Annotated in this window: 16 protein-coding genes; 10 read left to right on the forward strand and 6 right to left on the reverse strand. The window is 70.6% G+C overall.

The annotated features are described in order from the left end of the window. Positions 1 to 5: 5 nt before the first annotated feature. From QNO14_RS14225 to QNO14_RS14235, 3 genes are all read left to right on the forward strand, one after another. Positions 6 to 812: an HAD-IIA family hydrolase gene (locus QNO14_RS14225; RefSeq protein ID WP_257494438.1), complete on the forward strand. Its 807-nt coding sequence runs from the start codon at positions 6 to 8 to the stop codon at positions 810 to 812. Beyond that, the gene (locus QNO14_RS14230; RefSeq protein ID WP_257506479.1) at positions 812 to 1,384 is read left to right on the forward strand and encodes a YdeI/OmpD-associated family protein; all 573 of its coding nucleotides are present in this window, start codon (positions 812 to 814) and stop codon (positions 1,382 to 1,384) included. The genes QNO14_RS14225 and QNO14_RS14230 overlap by 1 nt, the downstream gene beginning before the upstream one ends. 108 nt (positions 1,385 to 1,492) lie before the next feature. Further along, positions 1,493 to 1,675 (forward strand): hypothetical protein, encoded by a 183-nt coding sequence (locus tag QNO14_RS14235; protein WP_257506478.1) that lies wholly within the window; start codon positions 1,493 to 1,495, stop codon positions 1,673 to 1,675. A gap of 161 nt (positions 1,676 to 1,836) precedes the next feature. Here QNO14_RS14235 and pyrE read toward each other — a convergent pair whose 3' ends face one another. After that, the gene (pyrE, locus tag QNO14_RS14240) at positions 1,837 to 2,415 is read right to left on the reverse strand and encodes an orotate phosphoribosyltransferase (RefSeq protein WP_257494441.1); all 579 of its coding nucleotides are present in this window, start codon (positions 2,413 to 2,415) and stop codon (positions 1,837 to 1,839) included. 242 nt (positions 2,416 to 2,657) lie between these two features. Between pyrE and QNO14_RS14245 the strand changes: the two genes are divergently transcribed. Both QNO14_RS14245 and pntB read left to right on the forward strand, forming a co-directional pair. Next, the gene (locus tag QNO14_RS14245) at positions 2,658 to 4,202 is read left to right on the forward strand and encodes a Re/Si-specific NAD(P)(+) transhydrogenase subunit alpha (protein WP_257506477.1); all 1,545 of its coding nucleotides are present in this window, start codon (positions 2,658 to 2,660) and stop codon (positions 4,200 to 4,202) included. Further along, positions 4,199 to 5,602, forward strand: coding sequence for a Re/Si-specific NAD(P)(+) transhydrogenase subunit beta (gene pntB / locus QNO14_RS14250; RefSeq protein WP_257506476.1), 1,404 nt, complete (start codon positions 4,199 to 4,201; stop codon positions 5,600 to 5,602). The genes QNO14_RS14245 and pntB overlap by 4 nt, the downstream gene beginning before the upstream one ends. Before the next feature lie 142 nt (positions 5,603 to 5,744). Here pntB and QNO14_RS14255 read toward each other — a convergent pair whose 3' ends face one another. Then, complete coding sequence (locus QNO14_RS14255) at positions 5,745 to 6,590, reverse strand: NAD-dependent epimerase/dehydratase family protein (RefSeq protein ID WP_257506475.1); 846 nt, start codon at positions 6,588 to 6,590, stop codon at positions 5,745 to 5,747. Between the two features lie 152 nt (positions 6,591 to 6,742). On the opposite strand from QNO14_RS14255, the gene QNO14_RS14260 reads away from it, so the two are divergent. Beyond that, positions 6,743 to 7,588 carry an exodeoxyribonuclease III gene (locus tag QNO14_RS14260; RefSeq protein ID WP_257494445.1) on the forward strand — a complete coding sequence of 282 codons (846 nt, stop codon included), beginning with the start codon at positions 6,743 to 6,745 and terminating at the stop codon, positions 7,586 to 7,588. A gap of 114 nt (positions 7,589 to 7,702) precedes the next feature. Here the strand turns inward: QNO14_RS14260 and QNO14_RS14265 are convergent, their stop codons facing one another. From QNO14_RS14265 to QNO14_RS14275, 3 genes are read right to left on the reverse strand one after another with little or no spacing between them, the layout of a single operon-like run. Next, a complete protein-coding gene (locus QNO14_RS14265; RefSeq protein ID WP_257506474.1) occupies positions 7,703 to 8,317 on the reverse strand; it encodes a dihydrofolate reductase family protein in 615 nt (204 codons plus the stop codon). A gap of 15 nt (positions 8,318 to 8,332) precedes the next feature. Then, a complete protein-coding gene (locus QNO14_RS14270) occupies positions 8,333 to 9,058 on the reverse strand; it encodes a winged helix-turn-helix transcriptional regulator (RefSeq protein ID WP_257506473.1) in 726 nt (241 codons plus the stop codon). Next, positions 9,059 to 9,493 (reverse strand): VOC family protein, encoded by a 435-nt coding sequence (locus QNO14_RS14275; RefSeq protein ID WP_257494448.1) that lies wholly within the window; start codon positions 9,491 to 9,493, stop codon positions 9,059 to 9,061. A 201-nt stretch (positions 9,494 to 9,694) separates the two neighbouring features. Between QNO14_RS14275 and QNO14_RS14280 the strand changes: the two genes are divergently transcribed. After that, the gene (locus QNO14_RS14280; RefSeq protein ID WP_257506472.1) at positions 9,695 to 10,960 is read left to right on the forward strand and encodes a sensor histidine kinase; all 1,266 of its coding nucleotides are present in this window, start codon (positions 9,695 to 9,697) and stop codon (positions 10,958 to 10,960) included. A gap of 44 nt (positions 10,961 to 11,004) precedes the next feature. Further along, positions 11,005 to 11,670, forward strand: a complete 666-nt coding sequence (locus QNO14_RS14285) for a response regulator (protein WP_374113992.1) — start codon at positions 11,005 to 11,007, stop codon at positions 11,668 to 11,670. A 76-nt stretch (positions 11,671 to 11,746) separates the two neighbouring features. Here the strand turns inward: QNO14_RS14285 and QNO14_RS14290 are convergent, their stop codons facing one another. Beyond that, positions 11,747 to 12,316: an NADPH-dependent FMN reductase gene (locus QNO14_RS14290; protein ID WP_257494451.1), complete on the reverse strand. Its 570-nt coding sequence runs from the start codon at positions 12,314 to 12,316 to the stop codon at positions 11,747 to 11,749. Positions 12,317 to 12,549: 233 nt separating this feature from the next. On the opposite strand from QNO14_RS14290, the gene QNO14_RS14295 reads away from it, so the two are divergent. Together QNO14_RS14295 and QNO14_RS14300 are read left to right on the forward strand one after the other, a co-directional pair. Continuing rightward, a complete protein-coding gene (locus QNO14_RS14295) occupies positions 12,550 to 13,434 on the forward strand; it encodes an ABC transporter ATP-binding protein (protein ID WP_257494452.1) in 885 nt (294 codons plus the stop codon). Continuing rightward, positions 13,431 to 14,525 (forward strand): ABC transporter permease, encoded by a 1,095-nt coding sequence (locus tag QNO14_RS14300; RefSeq protein ID WP_257506470.1) that lies wholly within the window; start codon positions 13,431 to 13,433, stop codon positions 14,523 to 14,525. The genes QNO14_RS14295 and QNO14_RS14300 overlap by 4 nt, the downstream gene beginning before the upstream one ends. Positions 14,526 to 14,609 lie beyond the last annotated feature (84 nt).

Genomic DNA, 14,609 nt, shown 5'->3' on the forward strand with positions numbered 1-14,609 from the left:
GCCCCATGCGGACCCGTGCCGACATCGACTGCTGGCTGACCGACATGGACGGCGTACTCGTGCACGAGAACCGTCCGATTCCGGGAGCCGCCGAACTGCTGGCACAGTGGCGCGACACCGGCACCCCGTTCCTGGTGCTGACGAACAACCCGATCTTCACGCCGCGCGATCTCAGCGCACGGCTCCGCGCCTCGGGGCTCGACGTGCCCGAGGAGAGCATCTGGACCTCGGCGCTGGCGACGGCGGAGTTCCTGCGCTCGCAGCTGCCCGGCGGCACCGCCTACGTCATCGGCGAGGCAGGGCTGACCACCGCCCTGCACGAAGCCGGCTACATCATGACCGAGACGCAGCCGGACTACGTCGTGGTCGGTGAGACGCGCCAGTACTCGTTCGAGGCGATCACCCGGGCGATCCGGTTCATCAACAACGGGGCCCGGTTCATCGTCACGAACCCCGATGCCACCGGCCCGACCCCGTACGGCGTCGTCCCCGCCACCGGAGCGTTCGCGGCGCTCATCACCAAGGCCACCGGTCGGGAGCCCTACGTGGTCGGCAAGCCCAACCCGATGATGTTCCGCTCGGCCCTCAACCGCATCGGCGCGCACTCCGAGTCCACCGGCATGATCGGCGACCGCATGGACACCGACGTCATCGCGGCGATCGAGGCGGGCCTGCACTCGGTGCTCGTGCTCACCGGCATCAGCGACCGCGCCGAGATCGAGCGCTACCCGTTCCGCCCCGACGAGATCCTCGACTCCGTCGCCGACCTCGTCACCGAGCCGATCGAGACCGAGCTGCCCGAGGTGCTGTGATGGGGGCCTTCGACGAGGCCGAGGTGCTGCGGGCGGCGGATGCCGCCACCTGGCGCGCGTGGCTGGAACGCCACCACGCGTCGTCGCGGGGGGTGTGGCTGCTGCGCCCGCGGGCGGGGGTCGTGCTGGAACTGGTGGACTACGGCGATGCCGTGCGTCAGGCGCTGTGCTTCGGCTGGATCGACGGCACGGTGAAGCCCCACGACGCCGAGACGATCGGGCAGTGGTACGCGCCCCGCCGTCCCGGCAGCGGCTGGGCGGCGACGAACAAGGCCCGGGTGGCGGAGCTCGAGGCCTCGGGCGAGATGGCCGAGGCGGGACGGCGGGTCATCGCCGAGGCGAAGGCGAGCGGCGCGTGGGAGCTGCTCGACGGCCCCGAGGCCGGCATCGAGCCGCCCGAGCTGACCGCGGCGCTCGACGCGGTGCCGGTCGCTCGGGCGAAGTGGGATGCCTTCCCGCCGTCGGCGCGCAAGATGGGACTGACTGCGGTGGCGATGGCCAAGCGCACCGAGACGAAGGCGGCGCGCATCGCGAAGATCGTGGCCGACGCGGCGGAAGGAAGACGACCCTGAACGAGTTCGAACAGACCCTGCTCCTGGTGTCGGTGGCGGCGATGACCGCGACGACGCTCGTGATCGTCGTCGTGCAGTACGTGCGCGGGCGGGGCCGGGAGGACTGACGTGGCCGTCGCGCTGGCGGTGTCGGGGCTCGTCGTGCTGCTGGTGGCGCTCGTGCTGTTCGTGCGGTCGTCCCGCCAGGCATCCGCCGCCGGTGCGACGACGAACCGCCGGACGCTCGTCATCCTGACGTTCCTCGGGCTGCTGCTCGCCCTGGCGTCGCAGCTGCCGGTGTTCCAGGGGTGACGCGGCCTGTCGCGGCGGGATCGGTCCGCCGGGGCGGGGCGATGCGGCATCCCCTCGCCACAATTTCGGAGAACGACGGTTCTTCGGAGCGAAACGGGGATTCGCGTCCGAGATCGTGCAGATCCCCGAAGAAACGGGGGATGCCGCGCGGGGCGCGGTCGCTACTGCGGCTGCAGGCCCAGGTCGTCGAGGTCGATCGCGGCGAGCCACTGCAGGCCGGCGGCCTCGACGGCATCCTGCGCGCCGGTCTTGCGGTCGACGATCACGGCGACGGCGACGGGCTCCGCGCCCTCGCGGCGCAGGGCCTCGACGGCCTTGAGCGCCGACTGCCCCGTCGTGGAAGTGTCCTCGACCACGACGACCCGCTTTCCGGCGACGTCGGCCCCCTCGACCTGGCGGCCGCGGCCATGGTCCTTCGGCTCCTTGCGCACGACGAAGGCGTCGAGCGGGGTGCCGGCGTGCACCGACTCGTGCATGATCGCGTTGGCGATGGGGTCGGCCCCGAGGGTCAGCCCGCCCACGGCGACGACCCCGTCGACGTCGCGCACGAGGTCGAGCATGATGCGTCCGATCGCGGGCGCGGCGCGGTGGTCGAGCGTGAGCTTGCGCATGTCGACGTAGTAGGTCGCCTTCTTGCCCGAAGACAGCGTGAAGTCCCCGTGGAACACGGCCTCGTCCTTGATCAGCGCGATGAGCGCCTGGCGGTCGGCTTCGAGGGCGGGCGTGGAGGCGACGGTCATGCCCTCGAGTCTACGGACGCCGCCGAGTGAGTATTCGCGGTGCCGAGTGAGTATTCGGAGTGCCGAGTGAGTATTCGGAGTGCCGAGTGAGTATTCGCGATGCCCGGATGCCGGCGCGCACCCGAGCACCGATTTTGCACGTTGCCGTGCGGCGCCGGTGTGGGCGAGGCGTCCTATAGTCGGGATCGACAGTCCCGACCCGGCGGCGTCGCGAGAGATCCGCCTCGAGCACAGGAGCCCGAATGACGCGCGTGGGCATCGTCGCCGAGGCCGCTCCCGAGACCCGGGTCGCCGCCACTCCGACCACCGTCGCGAAGCTCATCGCGCTGGGCTACGACGTCGTCGTCGAGGAAGGGGCCGGTGCCGCCTCGTCATTCCCGGATGCCGCGTATCGCGACGCCGGCGCGCAGATCGATGGCCGCGACGAGGCGTGGGCGTCCGACGTCGTGCTCAAGGTCAACCCGCCGACGCCGGCGGAGGTCGAGCTGCTCGCCGACGGCGCCACGATCGTCTGCCTCTTGGCCCCCGCGCTCCGCCCCGACGTGCGGGAGTCGCTGCAGACGCGCGGCATCACGGCACTCGCCCTCGACGCCGTGCCCCGCATCTCGCGCGCGCAGTCGATGGACGCGCTCAGCTCGATGGCCAACATCTCGGGCTATCGCGCGGTGGTCGAGGCGGCGCACGAGTTCGGACGCTTCTTCACCGGCCAGGTGACCGCCGCCGGCAAGGTCCCGCCCGCGAAGGTGCTGGTCGCCGGCGCGGGGGTGGCGGGGCTGGCGGCCATCGGCGCGGCATCGTCGCTGGGGGCGATCGTGCGGGCCACCGACCCGCGGCCCGAGGTCGCCGACCAGGTGCGCTCCATCGGCGGCGAGTACCTGCCGGTGGTCGTGGACGAGGTGATGGAATCCGGCGACGGCTACGCGAAGGCGACCAGCGAGGCCTATGACCGCGCCGCGGCCGCGCTGTACTCGGCGCAGGCGCGGGAGGTCGACGTCGTCATCACGACCGCGCTGATCCCGGGGCGTCCGGCGCCGCGCCTGCTCACCGCAGCGGATGTCGCGAGCATGAAGCCCGGCAGCGTGATCGTGGACATGGCCGCCGCCCAGGGCGGGAACGTCGAGGGCACGATCGACGGGGAACGCGTGGTCACCGACAACGGGGTGATCATCCTCGGCTACTCCGACCTGGCATCCCGGCTTCCCGCGCAGGCGTCGCAGCTGTACGGCACCAACCTCGTGAACCTGCTGGCCCTGCTCACCCCCGGCAAGGACGGGAGACTGGTCCTCGATTTCGACGACGTCGTGCAGCGCTCGATCACGGTCGTCCGCGACGGGCGGTCGACCTGGCCGCCACCGCCGGTGCCGGTGTCGGCGGCGCCGGCCGCGGCATCCACCCCGGCGGTTAGCACGGCCCCGGCGGCACCGAAGCGCACCCTGTCGCCTGCGGGCCGCACCGGGCTGATCGCCCTCGGCATCGCTGCCCTCTTCGTGGTGTCGGCGGTCGCCCCGGCGCCGTTGCCGCAGCACCTGACGGTGCTGGTGCTGTCGGTGATCGTCGGGTTCTACGTGATCGGCAAGGTGCACCACGCGCTGCACACGCCGCTCATGAGCGTCACCAACGCGATCTCGGGCATCATCATCGTCGGCGCCATGCTGCAGGTGACCACCCCCGACCCGGCGGTGCAGATTTTGGCCGCGGTCGCGGTGCTCCTGGCATCCGTCAACATCTTCGGGGGGTTCGCGGTCACGCGCCGCATGCTCGCCATGTTCTCGAAGGGCGACCGATGACCGCCGCGTCCGTGGCCACCGCCGCCTACATCGTCGCGGCCCTGCTGTTCGTGCTGAGCCTGCGCGGACTGAGCACCCACGAAACAGCCCGGTCGGGCGTCGGGTACGGCATCGCCGGCATGGCCATCGCGCTCGCGGCGACCGCCTGGGTGTCGGTGCAGAACGCGTGGGGCGACCCGCAGGCGACGTTCGGGCTGGTGCTCTTGGCCGCGGCCGTGCTGATCGGCGCGGCGGTGGGACTGTGGCGGGCGCGCGTGGTCGAGATGACCGGCATGCCGGAGCTCATCGCGCTGCTGCACTCGTTCGTGGGTCTGGCGGCGGTGCTCGTGGGATGGAACGGCGCTCTCCACGACCCCGGGCTGACCGGAGCGCTGCGCGACATCCACCACGCCGAGGTGTTCATCGGCGTCTTCATCGGCGGGGTGACCTTCACCGGGTCGATCGTGGCGTTCTTGAAGCTCTCGGCGCGCATGTCGTCGCGCCCGCTCATGCTGCCGGGCAAGAACATCCTCAACGTCGGCGCCCTGGTCGCCTTCGTCGCGCTGACCGTCTGGTACGTGATCACGCCGTCGATCTGGCTGCTGGTGGCGGTCACCGTGCTGGCGCTCGCGCTGGGGTGGCACCTGGTGGCATCCATCGGCGGGGGCGACATGCCCGTCGTGGTGTCGATGCTCAACAGCTACTCGGGCTGGGCGGCCGCGGCGGCGGGGTTCCTCCTGAACAACGACCTGCTGATCGTCACGGGGGCGCTGGTGGGGTCGTCGGGTGCCTACCTGTCGTACATCATGTGCAAGGCGATGAACCGGTCGTTCCTGTCGGTGATCGCAGGCGGCTTCGGCATCGAGGTGCCCGTCGCGGGAGAGGTGGACCACGGCGAGTACCGCGAAGTGGATGCCGCGACGGTGGCGGACATGCTGCGCGAGGCGTCGTCGGTCGTGATCACGCCCGGATACGGCATGGCCGTCGCGCAGGCGCAGTACCCGGTGGCCGACCTCGCCCGGCGACTGCGCGAACGCGGCGTGGACGTGCGCTTCGGCATCCACCCGGTCGCGGGGCGGCTGCCCGGGCACATGAACGTGCTGCTGGCCGAGGCGAAGGTGCCGTACGACATCGTGCTGGAGATGGACGAGATCAACGACGATTTCGCCGCGACCTCGGTGGTGCTGGTGATCGGGGCGAACGACACGGTGAACCCTTCCGCGGCGGAGGACCCGTCGTCGCCGATCGCGGGGATGCCGGTGCTGCGGGTGTGGGAGGCGGAGAACGTGATCGTGTTCAAGCGGTCGATGGCCGCCGGGTACGCCGGCGTGCAGAATCCGCTGTTCTATCGCGAGAACACCCAGATGCTCTTCGGCGACGCGAAGGAGCGGGTCGAGGACATCCTCCGCGCCGCCGAGTGAGTACTCGGGGTCGGGGTGCCGAGTGAGTATTCGCGGGGCCGAGTGAGTTCTCGCGGGGGCGAGTGAGTATTCGCGGGGCCGAGTGAGTATTCGCGGGGCCGAGTGAGTACTCGCGGCGCCGAGTGAGTATTCGCGCGTGCAGCTACGCCTCGTCGCGCCAGGAGTGCTGCGGCTCGTAACCGAGCAGCTGGCGTGCTTTCTCTGTGGAGAACAGGCTCGCGTGCGGCGGCAGTTCCCCGCGCACCGGCACATCCGGAAAGACCTCCGCGACCAGCTCCGCGGCCGGACGCGACATGACGGTGTCCGCCGCCGCGATGAGGAAGCGGTCGAACCCGGCGGGCGCCACTTCGAGCGCCCGGAGCACCGCCTGAGCGCCGTCGCGTGCGTCGATGTAGGACCAGAGGTTCCACTTGCGCAGCGTGGCATCCGCGTCGAAAGAGGGGAACTCCGCGTAATCCGCGGGATCCATGACGTTGGAGAAGCGCAGCGCCGTAATCGAGAGCGCAGGATGCCACCGCACGAGCTCGATCGCCAGCTGCTCCTCGAGGTGCTTGACGAGCGAGTACACCGACTCCGGCCGGGCGGGATAGTCCTCGTCGACCGGGATGTACGGCGGCGGCACGTCGAACGGCAGCCCTTGCACCGTCTCGCTCGAGGCGTAGACGATCTTCTGGACGCCCAGGCGCACCGCAGCCCAGAACACGTTGAACGTCGCGGCGATGTTGTTGTGGAAGGTCGCGACGTCGCTGGTGATCCCTGGTGCCGGGATCGCCGCGAGGTGAACCAGCGCGTCGACGCCGTCGTGCTGATCGTTCACGCCGGCGATGGCGTCGATCACCTGCCCGAAGTCCGTGAGGTCGACCCGCACGAAGCCCGGGCCGCGTTCCCCGACCATGTCGAGGCCGATCACGGTGTGCCCGGCATCCCGGAGGACGCGGACGACGGTACGACCCAGTTTTCCGGAGGCTCCGGTGACGGCGATGCGCATGGGATCACCCTGCCACGCCTCGTGTGCGTGCGGGCCGAATACTCACTCGGCGACGCGAATACTCACTCGGCGACGCGAATACTCACTCGGCGGCGCGAATACTCACTCGACGGCGCGAATACTCACTCGACGGCGAAAGTAGGCTGGGTGACATGCGGCTTGCCACCTGGAACGTCAACTCCATCCGCGCGCGCGTCGTGCGCACCGTCGACTTCGCGGTCCGCGAGGGCATCGATGTACTGGCGATGCAGGAGATCAAGTGCAAGCCCGAGCAGTTCCCCTACGAGGCCTTCGAGGATGCCGGTTATCACGTCGTCGCCCACGGGCTCAACCAGTGGAACGGCGTCGCGATTGCGAGCCGTGAGCCGATCGAAGATGTCCAGACCTCCTTCCCGGGCATGCCCGGTTTCGCCAAGGGGCATGAGGGCCCCGATGCCCCACTCGAGGCCCGCGCCCTCGGCGCCACGATCGGCGGCATCCGAGTCTGGAGCCTCTACGTCCCCAACGGCCGCTCCCTCGACGACCCGCACTACGTCTACAAGCTCGACTGGCTCGGCGCCCTCGCCCAGCACGCGCGGGATTCCCTCGCGGAGAACCCCGATCTCGCCCTCGCAATGGTCGGTGACTTCAACATCGCTCCGACGGATGCCGACAACGGCGACCCCGCGGTCGTCGAGGGGATCTCGACACACGTCTCGGCGCCTGAGCGCGCGGCGTTCCACGCCATCGAAGAAGCCGGCATGATCGACGTCGTACGCCCGCTTGTTCCGACCGGATTCACCTACTGGGATTACAAGCAGCTGCGCTTCCCCCGTAACCAGGGCATGCGCATCGACTTCATCCTCGGTTCCCACGCCTTCGCCGACCGGGTCACCGGGGCGTCCATCCACCGCGACGAGCGCAAGGGCGAGATCCCCAGCGATCACGTGCCTGTCGTCGTCGATCTCGACGTGACCTCCCCCGAGGACGACGACGACCGCCCGATGATCTTCGGCTGACGCGCCAGCGCGAATACTCACTCGACAACGCGAATACTCACTCGGCAGCGCGAATACTCACTCGGCAGCGCGAATACTCACTCGACAACGCGAATACTCACTCGGCAGCGGGTGTCAGCCCATGTCGGCGGTCGTCACCGCGGGGCCGGGGCCATAACGCAGCAGGAGAGCGCCGGCGGGGCCCGCGATCGGCTCCTCCAGCAACGTGAGCCCGAAGGCCGGCCCGTCCGGCGGAAACAGCCGCTTGCCGGGCCCGAGCACGAGCGGGTAGACCCACAGGTTCAGCACGTCGAAGAGGCCCGCGCGCACCAGGCTGCGGGCGAAGGCGATGCTGCCGACCACGTGCACCTCCTCGTGCCGCTCGCGCAGCGCCGCGACCTCGGCCGCCAGATCCGCCCCGATCAGGTGCGAGTTCGCCCACGGCAGCGAGGGTGTTCCGCGCGAAGCGACGTACTTCGGGATCGCGGTGAACCGCTCGGCGATCTCGGCCGCGGGCCCCTCGTACTGCGGCCAGTACCCGGCGAAGATGTCGTACGTGCGCCGGCCGAGCAGCAGGGCGTCCATCCGGCGGATGCCGGCCATCACGCGCTCCCCCACTGCGGCGTCGTCGACCGGCGCCTGCCAGCCGCCGTAAGCGAAACCGCCGTCCGGATCCTCAGCGCGGGTTCCGGGGGACTGCGCGACGCCGTCGAGGCTGCTGAACAGATCGATGTGGATGAGGCCCGCCATCGGGAGTCCTCTCGGTCAGGCCGCCGCGGCAGCGGGGGCGATATGGAAGGTCGTGGCGAAGCGGCCCAGCAGCGCCGCGTCGCCGCGCGGCACACGCACGACTCCGCGGGCGAGCGCGTCGGCGGGGGCGAGTTCGCCGGAGATGATGCCGCGGATGCCCGGTCCCGCGACGATGACGGCATCCGCCGCAGGCTCGTCGGCCCCGGCATCCGCCGTCGCTGCGAGGCCCGCGTCTCCTGCACCCCCTGCCACACCGGCATCCAGGCGCCGTACTGCGAGCGCGACGCCATCGACGCGCGCACGCAGGCCGACATCACCCACGTGCAAGTCGTATCCGGTCGCCGGCAGGGCGGCGGCGGCATCCGGACGGAACGCGGTGCGCAGCGCCATCGTCAGGGAATCTGCGGTGACGACGTCGTCGGGCTCGGGCTCTCCCATCGCCGCGAACCCCCAGCGCCCGAGCGCCAGCACGATGGGCTCGAGCTCGCGGCCGTACGGGGTGAGGTCGTACACGAGCCCCCGGTGCGACAGCGGAACCCGGCGCACCACCCCGGCGTCCTGCAGCTCTTTCAGACGCGCCGCGAGGATGTTCGTCGGAATCCGGGGCAGACCGGCCTTGAGATCGGTGTACCGGCGCGGCCCCACCAGCAGGTCACGGACGATCAGCAACGCCCACCGCTCGCCGATCAGCTCGACGGCGGTGGTGACACCGCAGTACTGGCCGTAGCTTCGGGCGGCCACCTACGACTGCGCCTGATCGGCGAACGCGCCCGGGCCCTGCTCCGAGGCGACGGGGTCCATGTAGAAGAAACTCAGCACGTTGCCGTCGGGGTCCTCCAGGTCCCGCGAGTACATGAACCCGAGGTCCTCCGGCTCGCGGGGCTCGGTGCCTCCGGCCGCCAGGCCCGTGGCCATCACGGCATCCACGTCGTCGTTCGAGGGCCGGGCGAGCGCCACCATCACCTGCGCGGTCGTGGCCGGATCGGCGACCGGCTTGTCGGTGAAGGTCGCGAAGAACTCCCGCGTCAGCATCATGAAGTAGACGCCGTCGCCCCAGGAGACGCAGACGGCGTTCTCGTCGCTGAACAGCGGATTGATCGTCGCCCCCAGCGCGGTGTAGAAGGCCTTGCAGCGGTCGAGATCGGCCGTGGGCAGATTGACGAAGATGTCGGTCATGGCGTGCTCCCTTGCAGGCCGCCGCGAGGGCGGATGCCGGTAGCTTGTTAAAAGCAAGCGAACTTGTCAAGAGCCCCCGTCGTGGGCGCGAATACTCACTCGGCGCCGCGAATACTCACTCGAGGGCGCGAATACTCACTCGGCGGCGGGGTCCGTCGTGCGGGGGATGCCGCGACGGCGCGGTCCCCGTACGTTGGAACGATGAGCACGACCCCGCCCGCCGCCCCGACCCGCCGGCATCCACCGACCGCAGCCGAGCTGCGCACCGACGTGTGGCTCGCCGTAGGCCTGCTCGTGGGTGCCGTGATCAGTTCGTGGCTCGGACAGGTCGCGGGTTTCTTCGGCGACGAAACCCCGGGGCTCGGCTGGGCGCTGGTGTACTCGGCGGGCGTGACGATGCCGCTGGCGCTGCGCCGCCGCCACCCCGAAATCGTCCTGATCGTCGTCGCGATCGCCTTCTTCGCCGGGGCGACCTTCCACATCCCCGACCTCTACGTCGGCCAGGTCTCGCTGTTCGTGGCGATGTACACCGTCGGCGCCTGGGTCGACGACCGCCGCCGGGCGACCGTCGTGCGCGTGGTCGTCGTGGTCGCAATGTTCGTCTGGCTGCTGGTGACCATGTTCCAGACGGCCACCGATCCCTCCGGCGACGGCCCATCGACCGCAGGCGCCTTCTCGCCGATGGCGGCGTACATGGTGATCCAGTTCGTGATCAACGTCTTCTATTTCGGCGGCGCCTACTACCTGGGCGACCGCGCGTACGCGACGGCGCTGGCGTGGACGGCCCTCGAGGAGCGCACCGCCGAACTCGAGCGCGAGCGGGAGCTCACCGCCGCCCAGGCCGTCGCCCTCGACCGGGTGCGCATCGCCCGCGAGCTGCACGACGTCGTCGCCCACCACGTCTCGGCGATGGGCGTGCAGGCCGGCGCCGCGCGGATGGTGCTCCAGCGCGACCCCGCCGCCGCGCGCACCGCCCTCGGCGGCGTGGAGGCATCCGCTCGATCAGCACTGGAGGAACTGCGCCAGCTGCTCGAGACGCTCCGCACCCCGGATGCCGCGGCCGCGCCGGCCGACTCGACCGTGCGGCTGTCGGCGCTCGCCGACATCGTCGCGCACGCCAACGACAACGGCCTGCCCACGACCTTCACGGTCATCGGCCAGCCCGTCGAGCCGTCGGAGCTCACGCAGGTGAACCTCTACCGCATCGCGCAGGAGGCCCTCACCAACGCCCGCCGCCACGCCGGTCCGGGCGCGACCGCCGATGTACGGCTGCGCTACGACGCGGATGCCGTCGAACTCGAGATCACCAACACCGGGCGCGTGCGCGCCGACCGGCCGGGGCTGGGTCTCGTGGGCATGCGGGAGCGGGCGGCGGCCTCGGGCGGCACGCTCGAAGCCGGGCCACGCCCGCGCGGCGGCTTCATCGTGCGGGCGCGGATTCCGCTCCGCGCGGCGGTGCCCGCGTGAGCGGCGCCGCGACCCGCGTGCTGCTCGTCGACGACCACGCGGTCATGCGGGCCGGGTTCCGGATGATCCTGGATGCCGCGGGCATCGACGTCGTCGGCGAGGCGGCGACCGGGGTCGAGGCGGTGGCCGCGGCATCCGCGCTTGTGCCGGACGTCATCTGCATGGACGTGCAGATGCCCGACATGGACGGCATCGAGGCGACGCGGCGCATCGTCGCCGACCCCGCCGTCTCGGCCGCCGTCGTGATCGTGACGACCTTCGACCGGGACGACTACCTGTTCCAGGCGCTCGCGGCGGGAGCCAGCGGGTTCCTGCTGAAGAACGCCGGACCGGAGGAGCTCGTGACCGCGGTGCGCGTCGCCGCCGCAGGCGATGCGCTGCTCGCGCCGGAGGTGACACGGCGGGTGATCGAGCGCTTCGCCTCCGGAGGCGTGGCGCCGGCAGCCGTGTCCGACGGCGCCGGCCGCGAGCGGGAGACCGATCCGTCGGCCACCGCGCCGACGGCATCCGGGGTGCACATCGACCTCACCGATCGCGAGACGGAGGTGCTGCGGCTGCTGGCGCGTGCGCAGAGCAACGCCGAGATCGCGCAGCAGCTCTACATCGGCGAGGCGACGGTGAAGACCCACGTGTCGAACGTGCTGCAGAAGCTCGGGGCCCGCGACCGCGTCGCGGCGGTGGTCTACGCCCACACGCACGGGCTCGTCTGAACGGCCGCGCCCGCCCACGCCCACGCCCCGGCCCGCACCCGGTGCCGGTGCCGGGGCCGGGGCTTCGCCCCCTGCGTCAGACCGCTACGGGCACCGGGGCGTAGCGCTCGATGAGGGCCATGAACGCCTGCAGGTACGCGGCGAGGAACGCCGCCGTCTCGTCGTTGGTGACCTCGCCGTTGTCGGTGAACAAGCCCGGCACGGACTGCACGTAGCCCTCCGGCTGACCGAGCGTCGGCGCGTTGAAGTGGCTGAGGATCGCCTTCAGGTGCTGCTGCGCGGCTGCGGTGGCGATGCCGCCGCCCGAGGTGCCGATGACGGCGGTGGGCTTGCCGTCGAACGAGCCCTGACCGTAGGGACGGGCCGCCCAGTCCAGCGCGTTCTTCAGCACGCCGGGGATCGAACGGCTGTACTCGGGGGTGACGATGATCACGCCGTCGACGCGGTCGATGGCGTCCTTGAACTCGCGCGCCGCCGGCGGCATGTCGTTCTCGATGTCAACGGAGAAGAACGGCAGGTCGGCGATCGGGATCTCCACGAGCGTGGCGCCCTCGGGCGCCAGACGCTCCAGCGCGGTGGCGAGGCGGCGGTTGATCGACGTCGACGAGAGGCTGCCGACGATGTAGCCGATGGTGCGATCGGTCATGGGATGTCTCCTGAGTCTTCTCCGTGGTCGCCGCATGTCCGCGACCCTCGCACAGACCAACCGGGGCCCCGCCATATCTATTCCGACGCATACATCTCTGCCCAGCCCGGGCCGCCTCCTCCCCCGCAGGGGGGAGACCCCGGCCCGCGTCCACACCGCAGAACCCACCCGTGGGGGGAGGTCGCCGATCGACAGGATGCGTAGCGTCGAGGTATCGACTGAGGAGGAGCTTCATGCTCGAACTGACCGGGATCACCAAGAGCTACGGCGGACGCCGTGTGCTCGACGACGTCGGGTTCACCGTCGCCCCCGGGCGGCTGACCGGCTTCGTCGGCGGCAACGGCGCCGGCAAGACCACGACGATGCGCATCATCCTGGGCGTACTGGCGAAGGATGCCGGCACGGTCACCCTCAACGGTACGCCCGTCACTGCGGCCGACCGCCGTCGCTTCGGCTACATGCCCGAGGAGCGCGGCCTCTACCCGAAGATGAAGGTGCTCGAGCACATCGTCTACCTCGCCCGTCTGCACGGGTTCTCGAAGGCGGATGCCACGACCCGCGCGACCGCCCTGCTCGAGGAGCTGGGCCTCGGCGAGCGCCTGAACGACAACGTCGAGACCCTGTCGCTCGGCAACCAGCAGCGCGCGCAGATCGCCGCCGCCCTCGTGCACGACCCGCAGGTGCTGATCCTCGACGAGCCGTTCTCGGGCCTGGACCCCCTCGCCGTCGACGTCGTCGCCAGCGTGCTGCAGGCCCGCGCCGCCCAGGGCGCCGCGGTGCTGTTCTCCTCGCACCAGCTCGACGTGGTCGAGCGCCTCTGCGACGACCTCGTGATCATCGCCGGCGGCACGATCCGCGCTGCGGGCTCTCGCGACGACCTGCGCGCCGCGCACTCCACCCGCCGGTTCGAGCTGGTCTCCGCCGGCGACGCGGGATGGCTGCGCGACGAGCCCGGCATCACGGTGCTGGAGTTCGACGGCGGTTACGCCCTCTTCGACGCCGATTCCGACGACACCGTGCAGACGGTGCTGCGCCGCGCGGTCGCCGCCGGCGACGTGGCCAGCTTCGCCCCGCGGCATCCGTCCCTCGCCCAGATCTTCAAGGAGGTCATCCAGTGAACACCGCCCCCTCCTTCGTCCAGAGCACCTGGCTCGTCGCCGAGCGCGAGATCGGATCGAAGCTGCGCAGCAAGGCGTTTCTGATCTCCACCGGCATCCTGTTCGTCATCGCCCTCGCCGGCGTGCTGTGGGGCGGGTTCACCGCTCAGCAGGACAGCCGCACTCCCGTGGCCGTGACCGGCGAGACCGCGCAGATCGTCGCGCCCCTGGACGGCATGCTCGACATCACCGAAGTGGGCTCGGCGGACAAGGCCCGCGAGCTCGTCCGCGACGGCGAGGTCGACGCGGCCCTCATCCCCGGCGGCGAGGGTGGATTCGACTTCACGGTCGTCGGAGACGACGCCGTGCCCTCCACTCTGATGTCGGCCCTGAGCGTGTCGCCGCCGGTGGAGCTGCTGCAGACCGAGCCCGCCGACGACGACGGCCTGATGCGCTACATCATCTCGCTCCTCTTCGGAGCGGTGTTCCTCATGGCCGCGACCACCTTCGGCTCGACCATCTCGCAGAGCGTGGTGGAGGAGAAGGCGACGCGCGTCGTGGAGCTGCTGATCTCGGCCGTCCCCACCCGGGCGCTGCTGGCGGGCAAGGTGATCGGCAACACGGTGCTCGCGATGGGGCAGATCATCGGCCTGGCCGCCGTCGCGGTGATCGGACTCACGGTCACGGGACAGGCCGAGCTGCTGTCGGGCCTGGGCGCACCGCTGGTGTGGTTCGCGGTGTTCTTCCTCTTCGGCTTCGTCCTGCTGGCGTCGCTGTTCGCCGCGGCTGCCGCGATGGTCTCCCGCCAGGAGGACATCGGCTCGACCACCACGCCGCTGACCCTGCTCGTCATGGTGCCGTACTTCGTGGCGATCTTCTTCAACGACAACCCCACCGTCATGACGATCATGTCGTACGTGCCGTTCTCGGCCCCGGTCGGGATGCCGGTGCGCATCTTCTTCGGCGACGCGCAGTGGTGGGAGCCCCTCGTCTCGCTGGCGATCCTGCTCGTCACGTGCGTCGGCGCGATCTGGGTGGGCGCGAAGATCTACGAGAACTCGATCCTGCGGATGGGCGCCCGCGTGCACCTCAAGGAGGCGCTGAAGGGCTGACACCCTCGGCCCGTTCCGAAGCGGAAGCGGATGCCGCGATCTCGGCCGACCGGCCGGGTCGCGGCATCCGTCGTTTCAGGCGCC

The sequence above is a fragment of the Microbacterium sp. zg-Y625 genome (assembly GCF_030246925.1).
Taxonomy (GTDB): domain Bacteria; phylum Actinomycetota; class Actinomycetes; order Actinomycetales; family Microbacteriaceae; genus Microbacterium; species Microbacterium jiangjiandongii.